Annotated in this window: 13 protein-coding genes; 5 read left to right on the forward strand and 8 right to left on the reverse strand. The window is 73.5% G+C overall.

What is annotated here, in order from left to right:
* Positions 1-69 precede the first annotated feature (69 nt).
* The 4 genes from IEZ04_RS12720 to IEZ04_RS12740 all read right to left on the reverse strand — a co-directional run bounded on the left by IEZ04_RS12720 (position 70) and on the right by IEZ04_RS12740 (position 5,784).
* Entirely contained in the window at positions 70-750 is a 681-nt protein-coding gene (locus tag IEZ04_RS12720; RefSeq protein WP_189216904.1) for a hypothetical protein, read from the reverse strand.
* 128 nt (positions 751-878) lie between these two features.
* Positions 879-2,759: a glycoside hydrolase family 3 protein gene (locus tag IEZ04_RS12725; protein WP_189216905.1), complete on the reverse strand. Its 1,881-nt coding sequence runs from the start codon at positions 2,757-2,759 to the stop codon at positions 879-881.
* Positions 2,760-3,672: 913 nt separating this feature from the next.
* Entirely contained in the window at positions 3,673-4,470 is a 798-nt protein-coding gene (locus IEZ04_RS12735; RefSeq protein WP_189216906.1) for a sugar phosphate isomerase/epimerase family protein, read from the reverse strand.
* Positions 4,471-4,743: 273 nt separating this feature from the next.
* Positions 4,744-5,784 carry a LacI family DNA-binding transcriptional regulator gene (locus IEZ04_RS12740; RefSeq protein ID WP_189216907.1) on the reverse strand — a complete coding sequence of 347 codons (1,041 nt, stop codon included), beginning with the start codon at positions 5,782-5,784 and terminating at the stop codon, positions 4,744-4,746.
* Positions 5,785-6,480: 696 nt separating this feature from the next.
* Here IEZ04_RS12740 and IEZ04_RS12745 point away from each other — a divergent pair.
* The 5 genes from IEZ04_RS12745 (at position 6,481) to IEZ04_RS12765 (ending at position 11,449) form a co-directional block, all read left to right on the forward strand.
* Positions 6,481-7,632: a Gfo/Idh/MocA family protein gene (locus tag IEZ04_RS12745; protein ID WP_189216908.1), complete on the forward strand. Its 1,152-nt coding sequence runs from the start codon at positions 6,481-6,483 to the stop codon at positions 7,630-7,632.
* Positions 7,629-8,786 carry a dihydrodipicolinate synthase family protein gene (locus IEZ04_RS12750; RefSeq protein ID WP_189216909.1) on the forward strand — a complete coding sequence of 386 codons (1,158 nt, stop codon included), beginning with the start codon at positions 7,629-7,631 and terminating at the stop codon, positions 8,784-8,786. Before IEZ04_RS12745 ends, IEZ04_RS12750 begins: the two co-directional genes overlap by 4 nt.
* Entirely contained in the window at positions 8,783-9,619 is an 837-nt protein-coding gene (locus IEZ04_RS12755; protein WP_189216910.1) for a sugar phosphate isomerase/epimerase family protein, read from the forward strand. Before IEZ04_RS12750 ends, IEZ04_RS12755 begins: the two co-directional genes overlap by 4 nt.
* 351 nt (positions 9,620-9,970) lie before the next feature.
* Complete coding sequence (locus tag IEZ04_RS12760; RefSeq protein WP_189216911.1) at positions 9,971-10,843, forward strand: aldo/keto reductase family oxidoreductase; 873 nt, start codon at positions 9,971-9,973, stop codon at positions 10,841-10,843.
* Between the two features lie 162 nt (positions 10,844-11,005).
* On the forward strand, positions 11,006-11,449 hold the full coding sequence (locus tag IEZ04_RS12765) for a winged helix-turn-helix transcriptional regulator (RefSeq protein ID WP_189216912.1): 444 nt from the start codon (positions 11,006-11,008) through the stop codon (positions 11,447-11,449).
* Between the two features lie 373 nt (positions 11,450-11,822).
* Here IEZ04_RS12765 and rbsD read toward each other — a convergent pair whose 3' ends face one another.
* The 4 genes from rbsD to IEZ04_RS12785 are packed head-to-tail and all read right to left on the reverse strand — an operon-like array spanning position 11,823 to position 16,647.
* Complete coding sequence (rbsD, locus tag IEZ04_RS12770) at positions 11,823-12,212, reverse strand: D-ribose pyranase (RefSeq protein ID WP_189216913.1); 390 nt, start codon at positions 12,210-12,212, stop codon at positions 11,823-11,825.
* Complete coding sequence (locus tag IEZ04_RS12775; RefSeq protein WP_189216914.1) at positions 12,209-13,120, reverse strand: ribokinase; 912 nt, start codon at positions 13,118-13,120, stop codon at positions 12,209-12,211. The genes rbsD and IEZ04_RS12775 overlap by 4 nt, the downstream gene beginning before the upstream one ends.
* 52 nt (positions 13,121-13,172) lie before the next feature.
* Entirely contained in the window at positions 13,173-15,125 is a 1,953-nt protein-coding gene (locus IEZ04_RS12780; RefSeq protein WP_189216915.1) for an ABC transporter permease/substrate-binding protein, read from the reverse strand.
* Complete coding sequence (locus IEZ04_RS12785; protein ID WP_189217145.1) at positions 15,115-16,647, reverse strand: sugar ABC transporter ATP-binding protein; 1,533 nt, start codon at positions 16,645-16,647, stop codon at positions 15,115-15,117. Before IEZ04_RS12785 ends, IEZ04_RS12780 begins: the two co-directional genes overlap by 11 nt.
* Between the last annotated feature and the right edge of the window lie 103 nt (positions 16,648-16,750).

Below are 16,750 nucleotides of genomic sequence, written 5' to 3' on the forward strand. Positions count from 1 at the left end.
AGGCAGGCGGTGGTGCGGTGGTGCGGTCCGGGTGGTCGGCCGGGCCGCACCATCGCACACCCCCTGCCGTCACAACGGCCGTGCGCATCCCACCGGCTCGGGGCCGCCGAGATCGACGTACAGGGTGGTCGACGCGGGGCACCGCGCGCGTTCGGTGACGGCCCGCGTCACCTTGTACTCGGGGGCGTTCCTGCCTCCGCCGTCGCAGGCCGTCTCGCGGACCTCGCCCCTGCCCGCGCCGTAGACGCAGTCGCCGGGGATCGTGCGGGGCCCGCCCCCGGCGCCCGGGTCGCCGGGGTGCGGCGGCTGGAGCCTGCGCATACAGGCGTAGCCCCGGACGACCCTGCCGTCGCCGTCCTCGTCGTACTCGTCGTAGGAGGAGCCGGACTCGCTGATGTGCAGGACGAAGTCCGTGGTCGCCGGGCAGGGCGGTCCCTCGGAGACCTTGCCGTCGTGCCGGGCCACCACCCGCGCCGCCGCCCGCTCGCCCGCGCAGGACACCTCGGTGAAGCTGGTGGTGCCGAAGGAGCTGCACTCGTCGATCCCGAGGAACACCGCCCCGTAGGACCGGTGGGAGGAGGTCCGCGTCGCCGCCGGAGCCGTCCCGTCCAGCCCCGGGCCGGCCCCCGGCGCCGCCGATGTCCCGGGCGCCCCGGCCACCCCCGACGACTGGTGACAGCCGGCCAGTACCGCCGCTGCCGCCAGGACGACCGCCGCCACCGCGGGTCGAACCACCTGAACACCTCGCATGACCACCGTCCCCCCGGCGCCCCTCGGGGCACCCCCGGTCCAGCGTGACGCCCGCGCGGGGAGTCACGCCAGATGTGGGGAACGCTTTGCGTTGACTGGTGGTGGTCTGCCCGATGTGCGGCGTAGGTCTAGTACGTCAGGCCGTGCCCGACCGGGTACAGCACCTGCGCCGGATCGTCCGCCCGCTGCACCGGCACCGGCAGCCTCCCGCGCGGCCCCACGCGTCCGGCCAGCACCCGCGCGGCGGCCCTGACCTCGACGTCGGTCCAGCCGTACGTGGCGAGGAAGGCGCCGACGCCCGGCAGGTGGGCCACGTCGTACGGGTTGCGGACGGCGACCGCGACGACCGGGACGCCCGTGGCGACCAGCCGCTCCACGAGCGTGCGCTGCGCACTGGCCGCCGTGATGTTGTACGTCACCACGACCACCGCGTCCCTGCCCCCGGCCGCCGCCACCGCCCGGTCGACGGCCGCGGCGGCGGGCGCCGTGCCGGTGGACAGGGCCGTGGCCGTGAAGCCCAGCTCGGTCAGGGCGTCCGCGAGGACGGTGGTGGGCGGGCCCGTGGTGCCCGACGGGGAGGCCGGGTCGGCGCCGACGACCAGAATGTCGCGGTGCGTACGGCGGGACAGCGGCAGCAGCCGCCGTTCGTCGGCCAGCAGGGTCGTGGTGCGCCCGGCGATGCGGTCGGCGGCGGCCAGGTGCTTCCGCGCGCCCACCACCCGGCCCACGTCCGCCCCGCCGGTGTACGGCCTCTCGAACAGCCCCAGCCGCCGCTTCAGCCGCAGCACGCGCAGGACCGACTCGTCCAGGCGCGCCTCGGTGAGCTCGCCTTCGCGCACGGCGTCCAGGACCGCGTGCCAGGCGATGCCGAGGGAGGGCGGGTTGAGGAGCTGGTCGGCGCCCGCCTTCAGGGCGAGCACCGCCACCCGGTCGTCGCCGTACTTCTTCCGCACGCCCTCCATGCCGAGGGAGTCCGTCACCACGACGCCGTCGTAGCCGAGCTCCCCGCGCAGGACGCCGGTGAGGATCGGCCGGGAGAGGGTGGCCGGATCGCCGGACGGGTCGAGGGCCGGGACCGCGAGGTGCGCCGTCATGACCGAGTCGACGCCGGCCCGGACGGCGGCCCGGAACGGCGGCGCGTCCAGCCGCTCCCACTCCTCGCGGGTGTGCCCGATGGTGGGGAAGTCGACGTGGCTGTCCAGGTCGGTGTCGCCGTGCCCGGGGAAGTGCTTGGCGGTGGCCGCGACCCCGGCGCTCCGGTACCCCTTCGCCTGGGCCGCCACGAGGTCCGCCACGGCCCGCGGGTCGGCGCCGAAGGAGCGGACGCCGATCACCGGGTTGGCCGGGTCCACGTTGACGTCGGCGACCGGGGCGTAGTTCTGGTGGACGCCCATCGCGCGCAGCTCGGCGCCCGCGATCCGGGCGGCCTCGCGGGCGTCGCTCCGGGAGCCGCCGGCCCCGAGCGCCATCGCGCCGGGGAACAGGGTGGCGGGAGCCCCTATCCGCGCCACCGCGCCGTGCTCCTGGTCGACGGAGACGAGCACGGGCAGACCGCGCGGCAGGGCGAGCGAGGCCCGCTGGATGCCGTTCGAGAGGTCCGCGACCTGGTGCGGGTCGCGTATGTTGCGCGCCCAGTTGAAGTAGACGATGCCGCCGACGCGGTACCGGGCGAGCAGTTCGGCGGCCGACCGCACGCCCGTCTCCGCGAGGTTGGCCTCGGCGTCGGCCGGGTCCGGTGCGGTCGCCGAGTGACCGTACACGCGCATCACGAAGAGCTGGCCGACCTTCTCCTCCAGCGTCATACGGGAGACGAGCGCGCGGAGCTTCCCGTCGTCGGGACGGGACCTGGCGGACGAGGGGGACGGAGCGGGCGGAGCGGCGGCACGGGCGGGGGCCGTGGGAGTGGTGAGGACGGTGGTGGCGGTGGCGGCGGTGACGCCCGCGGTCGTGGCGAGGACGGTGCGTCTGGACGGCCTGGCGGTGCCACCCGTGCCGGTGGAGTCGCGCATGGGTACTCCTTCCCTCGCGAAGGCCTGATGAAGGAAACTTCCGAGGCCTCACGAATAACGGGAAGGTTTCTGCCAGTCAAGGGACCGCGCAATTCCGCGGCGGGGGCGGCGCGGGAACAGGCGTGAGGGGCCGTCACCGGCGCTGTCGGAGGGGGGCGCGCCGGTGACGGCGTGCTGCCGGCCGCAGACGGCGGAGAGGGTGGTCAGCGATCGCAGCCAGCAGCGAAGCCGACACCGCACTGCGGAGACTCATCCGGCAGCATGCCGTTATGACGGGGGAGGGCGACTCGGGGTTCCCCGCTTCTTACGGGAATTCCGCCGGAATTCCCGGACTTCCGGAAGTCGGTACAGAGTCGGTACAGGGGTGAATCAGCGGGATGCCGGGTCACTCCGGAGCACCGGCGCGTACGCCGACACCCGCGGCCAGTGGTCCTGGAGCGTCCGCACCGTCTCCGCGATCGCCGGGCGCCGGGACGCCCCCGTGCGGTGGTTCGTGTGTGGGGGGGGGGGGGGGGGGGGGGGGGGGGGGGGGGGGGGGGGGGAACGCATGGTGGCGGAGGCGGCACCGAGGCCGGTGAGGACGCCCGCGGCGGCCAGCGTGCGGCGGGAGGCCCCGTGGCGGCCCACGGCAAGACGCCGACGGCCACCACGACGACCGCCACCACCAGGCTCAGCACCGCGAGCCCCACGGCGTGGCGCATCCGGGTCTCCCGGACCCGGAAGCCGATCATGCCGATGAAGCGCACCGTCCGGACGCCGCACCCGGTCGAGGCGGCGCCGAGCACGGGCCGGCCCGGCTTCCGCACCCCCCGGTGCGGACGGAACGGACCACGCGGCGCAGCCGCGCGTCGGGCACGTGCCGGAACGGCGGCCCGGCACGCCGCCGCTCACACGCCGACCCGTACGCGCCTCCCTACGCCGCCTCGTTCAGCAGGCGCGCCAGGTGCTCCCGCCCCGCCGTCAGCAGCCCGGGCAGCGGCTCGGCCCCCTCGTACCACCGCTTCTCGTACTCCCAGCACAGCCAGCCGTCCCAGCCCTCCCGGGAGAGCAGGTCGACGCACTCGGTGAGCGGCAGCACGCCCGCGCCGAGCGGCAGGGGGGTGGTGTCCTCGGCCGAGGCGATGTCCTTGACCTGCACATAGCCCAGGTACGGGAAGAGCGCCGCGTAACTCGACGCGGGCTGCTCGCCGCCCAGCCAGGTGTGCATGACGTCCCAGAGCGCGCCGACCTGACGGTGCCCGACCAGTCCGAGGACGCGCATGGCGTCGGCGCCCGTGCGGTGCGAGTCGTGGGTCTCCAGCAGGATGCGCACGCCTGCGTCGGTGGCGTACTCCGCGGCCGTACCGAGCCGCCGGGCCGCCGTCGCGTCCGCCTCGTCGGCGGACTGTTCCCCGCCGCCGGGGAAGACGCGTACGTACGGGGCGCCCAGGTCGCGTGCCAGGTCGAGGAGGTCGCGCAGTTCGGCGAGGACGGGTTCGTCGTCGCCCGGAGCCGCCACGCGCACGTACCCCGCGAGGCCGAGGATCTCGACGCCCGCCGCCTTGAACCCGGCCGCGACGGCGGTCCGTTCCTCCGCGCCGAGCCCGGTGTGCACGGGTTCCTCGGGGTGGGTGCGGAGTTCGACGCCGTGGTAACCGTGGTCGGCGGCCAGCCGGACGACCTCGGACAGGGGCAGCCCGGGAACGCCGAGAGTGGAGAAGGCCAGTTTCACGAAATCCCACCTCGCTGGAGGTTTGCGGCGTGGCTTGCGCACGGCACGCGGCGGACGGTACCCGTCACTCCTGCCCGCTGTGCGGGCTCCGGCACCCCGAGTCCGGCGACAGTTCGGCGCGCGGGCCGGCCTCGTCCGTCGCCGAGGGGGATCGCCGGCTCGGTCGGGGGGGCCTCCGCGAGCGTACGTCCCCCCGGCCCCGCCGTCACGCACACGATCGCGTCCTCACGGCCGTCGTCCCGGCCGGCGGCCGCTGCCCGCCGGCCTCTCCGGTCACTCCCGGGGCGCCCCGGTCGACCCCCGCACCATCAGCTCCCCGCCCACCGTCGCGATGCCCCCCGCCGGAGGCTCCTCGCGGCCCATGGCGATACGGCCCGCGCGGGCGCCCGCCTCCGCCAGGGGGAGCCGGACCGTGGTCAGCGCGGGCACCGCGTCGATGCTGAAGGGCAGGTCGTCGAAGCCCGCCACCGAGACGTCGTCCGGGATGCGCAGCCCGGAGTCCCGCAGCGCGGCGCACGCGCCCAGGGCGACCGTGTCGTTGGCCGCCACCACGGCCGTGATCGACGGGTCGCGGCGCAGCAGTTCGAGGGTGGCCTCGTAGCCGGCGGCGCGGTCGTAGCGGCCGTGCACCGTGCGCCGCGGGTCGTCCTCGATGCCGTGGGCGGCGAGCGCGTCGCGGTGGCCCTCCAGGCGGTGGCGGGTGGTCGTGCGTTCCTCGGGTCCCGCGATGTAGCCGAGACGCCGGTGGCCGAGGCCGATGAGGTGCTCGGTGAGCCGCCGGCCGCCGCCGCGGTTGTCGAAGGTGAGGGCGATCGCCTCGGGGGCCGGCGGGCGCCCGCACAGCACCACCCGGGTGCCGGCGTCCACCAGCTTGCGCAGCTTGCTGCCGACCGCGGTGACGTGTGCCGCGTCCTCGATCGCGCCGCCGGTGAGGACGACGGCGGCGGCGCGCTGGCGCTGGAGGAGGGTGAGGTAGGTCAGCTCGCGCTCCGGGGAGCCGCCCGTGTTGCAGACGACGGCCAGCCGCTCCCCGCCCGCGCGCCCGCCCGGCCCGCCGATCTCGGACTGGATCGCGCTCGCCATGATCCCGAAGAAGGGGTCGGCGATGTCGTTCACCAGGATGCCGACCAGGTCGGAGGTGGCGGCGGCCAGCGCGCTCGCGGGGCCGTTGAGGACGTAGTCCAGCTCGTCCACGGCCCGCAGCACCCGCTCCCGGGTGGACGCGGCCACCGGGTAGTTCCCGTTGAGCACCCGGGAGACGGTCGCGGGGGACACCTGCGCGCGGGCCGCCACGTCCGCCAGGGTCACAGTCATCGTTCCTCGTCCTCCGGTCGTGTCTCGCCGCGTCTGCTCGTCCTCGGGCCGTGCGGGCCGCTCGGACGGTCGTGTCCGTACGTCCGTACGTCCGTACGGTTCGTACGGCCCGTGCGGTCGTACAGGCGCCCGTACGGACCCGGGCACCGGTACGACCGCACGGCCAGCCGTACAGACGCCCGTACGGCGACGCCGGTTGCCGTCACGGGCGTGCGCCGCGCGAGCACCGCTCACGATCGACCCGTACGCCGCCCGCAGCCGACCCGTACGCCGTCGTCCACGATCGACCCGTACGCCGCCCGCAGCCGACCCGTACGCCGTCGTCCACGATCGACCCGTACGCCGTCGCCCACGACCGACCCGCACGCCGCCCGCAGCCGACCCGCACGCCGCCCGCAGCCGACCCGTACGCCGTCGTCCACGATCGACCCGCACGCCGCCCGCAGCCAAGTCGTACCCGAACCCGCGCATCTCCCGCCGTGCGCGGTCTTGTCCGATCCGACGCACAGAGGCTAGCGTCTCATGGCGTAGAAAGCGCTTGCTGTCACGATCGGCCGGGCCCGCTCAGCCGGGCGGGTGAGGTGTGCGCGGCGCCGGACGCGAAGGAGCGCCGGCCCGCCGCGGACACGGGACGCACGGACGACAGCGCCGTACTGACGCGCCGCCCGCGGGCGGCGCATGGACGAAGGGAACGACGTGACACGCAAGACGGTGCGCATCGCCATGAACGGCGTGACCGGACGCATGGGCTATCGCCAGCACCTCGTCCGGTCCATCCTGGCCCTCCGCGAACAGGGCGGCCTCGACCTGGGCGACGGCACCGTGCTGTGGCCCGAACCGGTCCTCGTCGGCCGCCGCGGACACGCCCTCACGGCGCTCGCCGAACAGCACGGCCTGGAGCACTGGTCGACGGACGTGGACGCCGTCCTCGCCGACGGCACCATCGACATCTACTTCGACGCCCAGGTCACCTCCGCCCGCGAGGAGGCGCTCAAGAAGGCGATCGCCGCGGGCAAGCACATCTACACCGAGAAGCCCACCGCGACCGGCCTGGACGGCGCCCTGGAACTGGCCCGCCTCGCGAAGGCCGCCGGGATCAAGCACGGCGTGGTCCAGGACAAGCTGTTCCTGCCGGGCCTGCTGAAGCTCAAGCGGCTGATCGACGGCGGTTTCTTCGGCCGCATCCTCTCCGTGCGCGGCGAGTTCGGCTACTGGGTGTTCGAGGGCGACTGGCAGCCCGCCCAGCGCCCCTCCTGGAACTACCGCGCGGAGGACGGCGGCGGCATCGTCGTCGACATGTTCCCGCACTGGGAGTACGTCCTCCACGAGCTCTTCGGCCGCGTGAAGTCCGTCCAGGCCCTCACCGCCACCCACATCCCGCAGCGCTGGGACGAGCAGGACAAGCCGTACGACGCCACGGCCGACGACGCCGCGTACGGCATCTTCGAGCTCGACGGCGGCGCCATCGCCCAGATCAACTCCTCCTGGGCCGTCCGCGTCAACCGCGACGAACTGGTCGAGTTCCAGGTCGACGGCACCGAGGGCTCGGCGGTCGCCGGCCTGCGCAACTGCCGCGTCCAGCACCGCTCGGCCACCCCCAAGCCGGTCTGGAACCCGGACATCCCGGCCACCTACTCCTTCCGCGACCAGTGGCAGGAGGTCCCCGACAACGACGAGTTCGACAACGGCTTCAAGGCCCAGTGGGAGCTGTTCCTCAGGCACGTCTACGCGGACGCGCCCTACCACTGGGACCTGCTGGCCGGCGCCCGCGGCGTCCAGCTCGCCGAACTGGGCCTGAAGTCCTCGGCCGAGGGCCGCCGCATCGACGTACCGGAGATCACGCTGTGACGATCCGACTCCCGGGCGCGGACGGCGGGCTCCGCACCTACACCCCCCGCGCCGAACCCCTCGCCGTGACCACCGGCGCGCCCTTCACCTCCCGTACGGTCTTCTCCGCGGCCCACGTCGTCGCCGACCCGTACGCGGACGTGTCGCCCGACTCGCCCGCCGCCGTCGACTGGGACGCCACCCTCGCCTTCCGCCGCCACCTGTGGTCGCACGGGCTCGGCGTCGCCGAGGCCATGGACACCGCCCAGCGCGGCATGGGCCTGGACTGGGCGGGCGCGGCGGAGCTGATCCGCCGCAGCGCCGCCGAGGCGAAGGCGGTGGGCGGCCGGATCGCCTGCGGCGTGGGCACCGACCAGCTCGCCTCGGGCACGGTGGCGGAGATCCGCGCCGCCTACGAGGAACAGCTCGCCGTCGTCGAGGAGTCGGGCGCGCAGGCGATCCTGATGGCCTCGCGCGCGCTGGCCGCGGCGGCCTCGGGTCCCGAGGACTACCTGGAGGTCTACGGCCACCTGCTGCGCCAGGCGGCGGAACCGGTGGTGCTGCACTGGCTCGGCCCGATGTTCGACCCGGCGCTGGAGGGCTACTGGGGCTCGTCCGACCTGGACGCGGCGACGGACACCTTCCTGGAGGTGCTCGCCGCGCACTCGGACAAGGTGGACGGCATCAAGGTCTCCCTGCTGGACGCCCGGCGCGAGATCGACCTCCGCCGCAGGCTCCCCCGGGGCGTGCGCTGCTACACGGGCGACGACTTCAACTACCCCGAGCTGATCGCGGGCGACGAGAAGGGCTTCAGCCACGCCCTGCTCGGCATCTTCGACCCGCTGGGCCCGCTGGCGGCGGAGGCGGTACGGGTCCTGGACACGGGGAACGTGACCGGCTTCCGCAAGCTCCTCGACCCGACGGTGGACCTGTCCCGCCACCTCTTCCAGGCGCCCACCCGCTTCTACAAGACGGGCGTGGTGTTCCTGGCCTGGCTGGCGGGCCATCAGTCCCACTTCACGATGGTGGGCGGCCTGCAGTCGGCGCGCTCGCTGCCGCACCTGGCGCGGGCGTACGAACTGGCCGACGGGCTCGGACTGTTCCCGGACCCGGCGCTGGCGGAGGCGCGGATAAAGGACCTGCTGCGCGTGTACGGAGTGGAGCAGGAACGATGAGCGGCCCGGACCTGACCCGGTTCTCCGTCAACCAGCAGACGGTGAAGCAACTGTCGCTGCCGGAACTGGTGGACGAATGCGGCCGGCTGGGCATCCCGGCGGTCGGCCTGTGGCGCGAGCCGGTCCGGTCGTACGGCCTGGACGCGGCGGCAAAACTGGTCCGCGACGCGGGCCTGGCGGTCACCACACTCTGCCGGGGCGGCTTCCTCACGGCCATCGACCCGCAGGAGCGCTCCCGCGCCCTGGACGACAACCGCCGCGCGGTCGACGAGGCGGCCACGCTGGGCACGGACACCCTCGTCCTCGTCTCGGGCGGCCTCCCGGCGGGCAGCAAGGACCTGCGCGGCGCACGCGAGCGCATCGCGGACGCGCTGACGGAACTGGGCCCGTACGCGGCGTCGAACGGCGTCCGCCTGGCCATCGAACCGCTCCACCCGATGTTCGCCTCGGACCGCTGCGTGGTGTCGACGCTGAAGCAGGCGCTGGACATCGCGGAACGCTTCCCGGCGGAGCAGGTGGGCGTGACGGTGGACACTTACCACATCTGGTGGGACGAGGACGCGCCCGCGCAGATCGCCCGCGCGGGAGCCTCGGGCCGCATCCACACCTTCCAGCTCGCCGACTGGATCACCCCGCTGCCGGCGGGCGTGCTGAACGGGCGCGGCCAGATCGGCGACGGCTCGGTCGACATGCGCGAGTGGAAGGGGTACGTGGAGGCGGCGGGCTACACCGGCTCCATCGAGGTCGAGCTCTTCAACGACGAGCTGTGGGCCCGCGACGGACGCGAACTGCTGGCGGAGACCGCGGCGCGGTTCGTGGAGCACGCGCTGTAGTCGAGGAGACCCCGCACCGCCACGCATACGTCACGTATGCGTGGCGGTGCGGGGTCTCGCATGTCCGACGTCATGACCCGCGCTGATCGCCACGGTGACACCGGAGCTGTATGAACGGCTCGGGGCCGGGGTCATGGACCTGAACCGCTGAGCACCGAACGTGACCTGCCAGGTCGAGGAACAAGCTGGGCCGCCGTCCTCGTCGCCGTCCGGCGCTCCGCCCACCTACGGGTGCCTTACGCACCTTGAAGTGCCCTCTTCCCGAGGGGGAGCTGCATTCCCAGGATGGTGCGAGGCGCTGTCAGACACCCCCTTCTGACTCCGTACCGATTTCTTACGAAAGGCCGAGCAATGAGCACGATTCCCGCCACGCTTCCCGGCGGCACCTGGTCCCTGGGCGATCTGACCGTCACCCGGTTCGGCTACGGCGCCATGCAGCTCGCCGGCCCGGGGGTCATGGGCCCGCCCGCCGATCACGACGGCGCACTCGCCGTCCTGCGCGAGGCTGTCGCCCTCGGCATCACCCACATCGACACCGCCGACGCCTACGGGCCGCACATCACCAACCAGCTGATCCGCGAAGCGCTGCACCCCTACCCCGACGCGCTGCGCATCGTGACCAAGGTCGGCGCGTTCCGGGACGAGCAGGGCGGCTGGCCCCCGGCCCGCGAGCCCGAGGATCTGCGCCGGGCCGTCCACCACAACCTGGACCGCCTCGGCCTCGAACGGCTGGACGTGGTCAACCTTCGGCTCGGCGATGCCCAGGGTCCCCGGCCCGGCCCGGTCACCGAGGCGTTCGAGACGCTCGTCGAACTCCGGCAGCAGGGCCTGATCCGGCACCTCGGCGTGAGCAACGCGACCGCGGAGCAGGTCGCCGAGGCACGCGCGATCGCGCCGATCGTGTGCGTGCAGAACATGTACAACCTCGCCCACCGCCAGGACGACGAGCTGATCGACGAACTCGCCGAGCAGGGCATCGCCTACGTGCCCTTCTTCCCGCTGGGCGGCTTCAGCCCGCTACAGTCCTCGGCGCTCACGGCCGTGGCCGCCCGGCTGGACGCGACGCCGATGTCGGTCGCCCTGGCCTGGCTGTTGCAGCGGTCGCCGAACATCCTGCTGATCCCGGGCACCTCGTCGGTGGCGCACCTGCGCGAGAACATCGCCGGCGCGGGCCTCTCGCTCTCCGAGGAGGATCTCGCCGAGTTGGACAGGATCGGCCGCTGACGACGGCGCGCGAGGGCTTCTCCCTTCGGGAGAGGGGGAAGCCCGCCGCCGGCGCCATAGGGCCGTACTCGATAGCGCCTTGCGCCATGATGGTTGTGCAGCTTCCCGGAAGGAAGTGGGTGATGTGGGGTGCGAAGCACTCGCGGGCGAGAGGAGCGGCAGATGGCGACGATGACGGCGGCGCAGCGGAGGGCGCAGGCCAAGGTGGAGTACGACGCCTTCGTGGCGGCCTGCCCCAGCCGCAAGCTGCTGGACCGGCTCTCCGACAAGTGGGTGACGCTGATCCTGGCCGCGCTCGGCAGCGACAGCGCGCACCGGCCGGGTACCGACTGCTCCGGCGGGCCCCGGGCGATGCGCTACTCGGAGCTGGGCCGCCTGCTGGCCGGCGTCAGCCAGAAGATGCTCACCCAGACGCTGCGCTCCCTGGAGCGCGACGGCCTGGTGTCCCGCACCGTGGTACCGACCGTGCCTGTCACGGTCTCCTACGAGTTGACCGATCTCGGCCTGTCGCTGTACGAGACGATGCGCGGCCTCAAGACCTGGGCCGAGGTGCACATGGACGACGTGCTCGCCCACCGCGAGGCCTACGACACCCGAGTCGCCTGAGAGGCCGTGCAGCAGAAGGCCGGCCGTTCCGGGTCTCCCCGTTTCCGCTTCTCCTCTTCCGCTCCTGGGAGGCACCGAAGACGGTTTCCGCTCCTGGGAGGCACCGGACACGGCGCGGACGTACTCGACCTGCTCGGCGTAGCACCCGCGCACCGCTTTGCCGGTGGGGCGCATCCGGCCAACGGACCGGACCCCGGTACCGGTCCCGGAAAATCCTCGGCGGCCGTGCAACCCCCGCGGCACCCCATGGGTCGTACTTGGCATCGGGACCGCCGGAGTGGAATCCGGGGGGATTCGGCGGTTCCGTCGGGGGAGATGCCGAGGGGCCCGGTCGCGACCGGGCCCCTCGAAGCGTTACGGGTCCGGGCGGCGCTCAGAAGAAGACCCCGCACCGCAGCAGCACGTTCGCGTACGGCCGCGCCTCCCCGGTGCGTACGACCAGCCGCGCGTCCGCCGACCGTTCCTTCAGGCGCTCGTGCGGGACCAGTTCCAGGGCGGGCAGGCGGGTCTCCAGCAGGGCCGCCGCCTCCGGATTCGCGTCCTGGACCTCGCGTGCGGCGGCCGCGCCCTCGACCACGAGCTCGTCGAGCAGACCGTCCAGCACCTCGGCGAAGGACGGCACCCCGGCACGGAAGGCGAGGTCGACCACGCGCGGGCCCGCCGGTATCGGCATGCCCGCGTCGCAGACCAGCACCTCGTGCCCGTGGCCGAGTTCGGCGAGGGCGCCCGACAGATGGCGGTTCAGGATTCCGGACCTCCTCACAGCGCCGCGACCTCCTCGGCGGTGGGGAACGACTCCTGGGCCCCGGCCCGGGTGACGGCGGCGGCCCCGACCCGGGCGGCGTACGCGGCGGCCTCGGCGAGCGGCTCGCCCTGCCCGAGCCTCCACGCCAGCGCGGCGGTGAACGCGTCCCCGGCCCCGGTCGTGTCCACGGCGTCCACCTTCACCGCGGGCACCCGTACGGTGCCCGCGGCCGACGCCACCAGCGCGCCCTCCGCGCCCAGCGTGACGACCACGGACCGCGGGCCGAGCCCCAGCAGTGCCCGCGCCCAGTCCTCCGGGGCGCCCTGAAGATCACCCCCGACGATGACCCGCGCCTCGTGCTCGTTGACGATCAGCGGGTCGCAGGCCGCGAGGACCTCCTCCGGCAGGGGCCGGGGCGGCGAGGGGTTGAGCACCAGACGCGTCGTGCCGTCCGGCAGGTCCCGTACGGCCCTCGCCACCTCCGCGACCGACTCCAGCGGGATCTCCAGCTGGGTGGAGACCACCCGGGAGGAGCGCAGCAGACCGGCCGCCGCCCGGACGTCCTCCGGGGTGAGGCGGAAGTTGGCGCCCGGCGACACCACGATGCTGTTGTCCCCGGACGGGTCGACCGTGATCAGCGCGACCCCGGTGGGCGCCCCGCCGACCAGCACACCGGAGGTGTCGACGCCCGCGTCCCGCTGCGAGTCCAGGAGCAGCCGCCCGTGCGCGTCGTCGCCCACCCGGGCCAGCAGGGCCGTACGGGCCCCGAGCCGGGCGGCGGCCACCGCCTGGTTGGCGCCCTTGCCGCCCGGGTGGACGGCCAGGTCGGAGCCGAGCACGGTCTCCCCGGCCGCGGGCCGCCGTTCGACCCCGATCACCAGGTCGGCGTTGGCCGACCCCACGACCAGCAGGTCGTAGTCGTACATGAACTGTCTCCCTTGTGAGGTGAGGTGGCGCGTACGTCCCGGACGGCGGACGTCAGCCGGTGAAACCGGCCACGTTCTCCGCCGTGACCACCTTCACCGGAACCATCACCGTCTCGTCGAGCTCCTCGCCGTCGGCGGCCTTCAGCGCGTTGCGGACGGCGATCCGGCCGAGCTCGGACGGCTGCTGGGCGACCGACGCGTACAGCGTGCCGTCCGCGACCGCCTTCAGTCCGTCGGGCGTGCCGTCGAAGCCGATGACGGCGACGGACTTCCCGGCCTTCGCGCCCAGCGCCTTGACCGCGCCGAGGGCCATCTCGTCGTTCTCGGCGAAGACACCGTCGATGTCGGGGTGGGCCTGGAGCAGGTTCGTCATCACGTCGAGGCCCTTGGTGCGGTCGAAGTCCGCGGGCTGCTTGGCGACCACCTTGATGCCCGGGTAGGCCTTCAGGCCCTCGGCGAAGCCCGCGCCGCGCTCACGGCTGGCGGAGGTGCCCGCCTGGCCCTGGAGGATGACGATGGTGCCCTTGCCGCCCAGCTTCTCCGCCAGCGCCTCGGCGCCGAGCCGGCCGCCCTCCACGTTGTCGGAGGCGACGAGCGCGGCCGTGTCCGCCTTGTTGACGCCGCGGTCGACGCCCACGACGGGGATCTCCGCCTTGTTCGCGCCGCGCACCGCCGGCCCGGCCGCGTCGGAGTCCACCGGGTTGACGACGATCGCGCCGACGCCCGAGCTGGTGAAGTTCTGGAGCTGGTTGGCCTGCTGGGAGGCGTCGTTCTGCGCGTCGGTGACCGTCAGGTCGGCGCCGAGCTTGTCGGCCTCCTCCTGCGCGCCCTCCCTGATCTGCACGAAGAAGGGGTTGTTGAGGGTGGACAGGGACAGGCCGATCCGCTCGGACTTACCGGTGGAGGAGCCGCTGTGCAGGAAGGACATGGCGCCCACGATCGCCGCGGCGACCACCGCCGCGAGTACGTACGTGACCGCCTGCTTCCGCCTGCCGCCGGGCGTACCGGCCCCGGCCGCCGCCGGCGTCGCCCCCGCCTTGCGCCGCACCGTGTCCAGCAGCACCGCCAGCGCGATCACGACACCGATGACGACCTGCTGCCAGAACGCGGACACGGACAGGAGGTTGAGCCCGTTGCGCAGCACCGCCAGGATCAGCGCGCCGATCAGCGTCCCGGACGCCTTGCCGGTGCCGCCCGCGAGCGAGGCGCCGCCGATGACGACCGCGGCGATCGCGTCCAGTTCGTAGCCCTGCGCGGCCTGCGGCTGCGCGGACGAGAGGCGGGAGGCGAGGACGATGCCCGCGGCGGCGGCGAACAGCCCGGACAGCGCGTAGATGACGAGCTTCTGCCGCTTGACCCGGAGGCCGGACAGCCGGGCCGCCTCCTCGTTGCCACCGATCGCGTACATGGCGCGGCCGATGTACGTACGGCCCAGGACCACGGCCGTGATCACACCCATGACGATCATCACCAGGACGGGCACCGGCAGCCAGCCGCCGAGCGTGTCACCGAGGTGCGAGACCGAGTCGGGGAACGCGATCGGGCTGCCCTGCGAGATCACCAGCGACAGACCGCGGCCCACCGACAGCATGGCGAGCGTGGCGATGAACGGCGGGAGCTTCCCGTACGAGATCAGCACGCCGTTGACCAGGCCGCAGGCGATGCCGGTCGCCACCGCCAGGATCACGGCCAGCCAGACGGGGACGCCCTCCGACGTGGCGCTCCAGGCGAGGACGGTGGCCGACAGCGCGGCGACCGAACCGACCGACAGGTCGATGCCAGCGGAGACGATCACGAAGGTGACGCCGAAGGCGAGGATGGCGGTCACGGCCGCCTGGACGCCGATGTTCAGCAGGTTGTCCGCCGTCAGGAAGTCGCCGGACAGCGCCGACATCGCGATGACGAGGACGATGAGCGCGGTCAGCGCGCCGTTGTCGAGCAGCAGGCGGCGAAGCCCCGAGGCGCCGGTCGCGCCCGTCGTGCTCTTGAGCGTGTCAGCGGCCACGGGGGGCCTCCACTTCGGTCACGGAGTCAGTAGTAGGAGTGGTAGTGGTGGTGGGCGTGCTGACGGCGAGCGCCATCACGGCATCCTGGGTGGCCTCGGCGGCGGGCAGCTCGCCCGCGATCCGCCCCTGGGCCATGACCAGCACCCGGTCGCTCATGCCGAGCACCTCGGGCAGATCGCTGGAGATCATCAGGACGGCGGCCCCGGCGGCCGTCAGCTCGTTGATCAGCTGGTAGATCTCGACCTTGGCGCCGACGTCGATGCCGCGCGTCGGCTCGTCGAGGACGAGGATCCTGGTGTCGGCGAGCAGCCACTTGCCGATGACGACCTTCTGCTGGTTGCCGCCGGACAGGGTGCGCACGTGCTGGTGGAGCCCGGCCATGCGGACGCCGAGCTGCCCGGCGACCCGGGCCGCGGCCTCCCGCTGCCCCTTGAGGTCGACGAACCCGCCCCGGGTCGCCCCGCGCAGGGTGACCAGGCCCAGGTTCTCGGCGACGGAGGCGTCCAGGACGAGGCCCTGGCCCTTGCGGTCCTCGGGCACGAGCCCGATGCCGGCCTCCATGGCCGCGTTCACGTCGTGGCGGCGCAGTGCGCTGCCCGCGACCTCGACCGTCCCCTTGTCGTAGGGGTCGGCGCCGAAGACCGCGCGGACGACCTCCGTACGGCCGGCCCCCACGAGGCCCGCGATGCCGACGACCTCTCCGGCCCGCACCTCGAAGCTCACGTCGTGGAAGACGCCGTCGCGGGTGAGGCCCTCGACCTTGAGCAACACCTCGCCCGCCGCCGCACGTTCACGGGGGTACTGCTGCTCGATGGAGCGGCCCACCATGAGACGGACGAGCTCGTCCTCGGGCGTGGCGGCGGGCACCCGGCCGACGCTCCTGCCGTCCCGGATGACCGTGACGCGGTCGCCCAGGGCGGCGATCTCCTCCAGGTGGTGCGTGATGAAGACGATGCCGACGCCGTCCTCGCGCAGCCGGCGCACGATCGTGAAGAGCTTCTCGACCTCCTCCGAGGTCAGTACGGCGGTCGGCTCGTCCATGATCAGCACGCGCGCGTCCAGGCTCAGCGCCTTGGCGATCTCCACCATCTGGAGCCGGGCGATGCCGAGTTCGCGCACCCGCGCGCGGGGGGACACCCGCACGCCGACGCGCTCCAGCAGCGTGGCCGCCTCGGCCTCCATCCGCTTGCGGTCGATCATCCCGAACCGGCGCGGCTGTCGGCCCAGGAAGATGTTCTCGGCGACCGTGAGATCGGGGACCAGGTTGAACTCCTGGTAGATCGTGGCGATCCCGAGGCGCTCGGAGTCCTGCGCGTTCTGGATGCGCACCTCCTCGCCGTCGACGAGGATCCGCCCGGCGTCGGGGCGGTGGGCACCGGACAGCATCTTGATCAGCGTGCTCTTGCCCGCGCCGTTCTCGCCCAGCAGGACGTGCACCTCGCCGCGGCGCAGCTCGAAGTCGACACCGTCGAGCGCGACCACACCGGGGAAGGCCTTGCGGATGCCTTCGATGCGCAGCAGCTCACTGTGCGGGGCGCCGGCGCGCGGGGCGTCGGCGCGCGGCGGTCCGTCGTCGCGCGGGACCTCGTCGGGGTCGGACACGTCGTACTCCTTCGTACGGGGC

Origin of the sequence: Streptomyces ruber (assembly GCF_014648075.1) — a bacterium.
GTDB lineage: Bacteria > Actinomycetota > Actinomycetes > Streptomycetales > Streptomycetaceae > Streptomyces > Streptomyces ruber.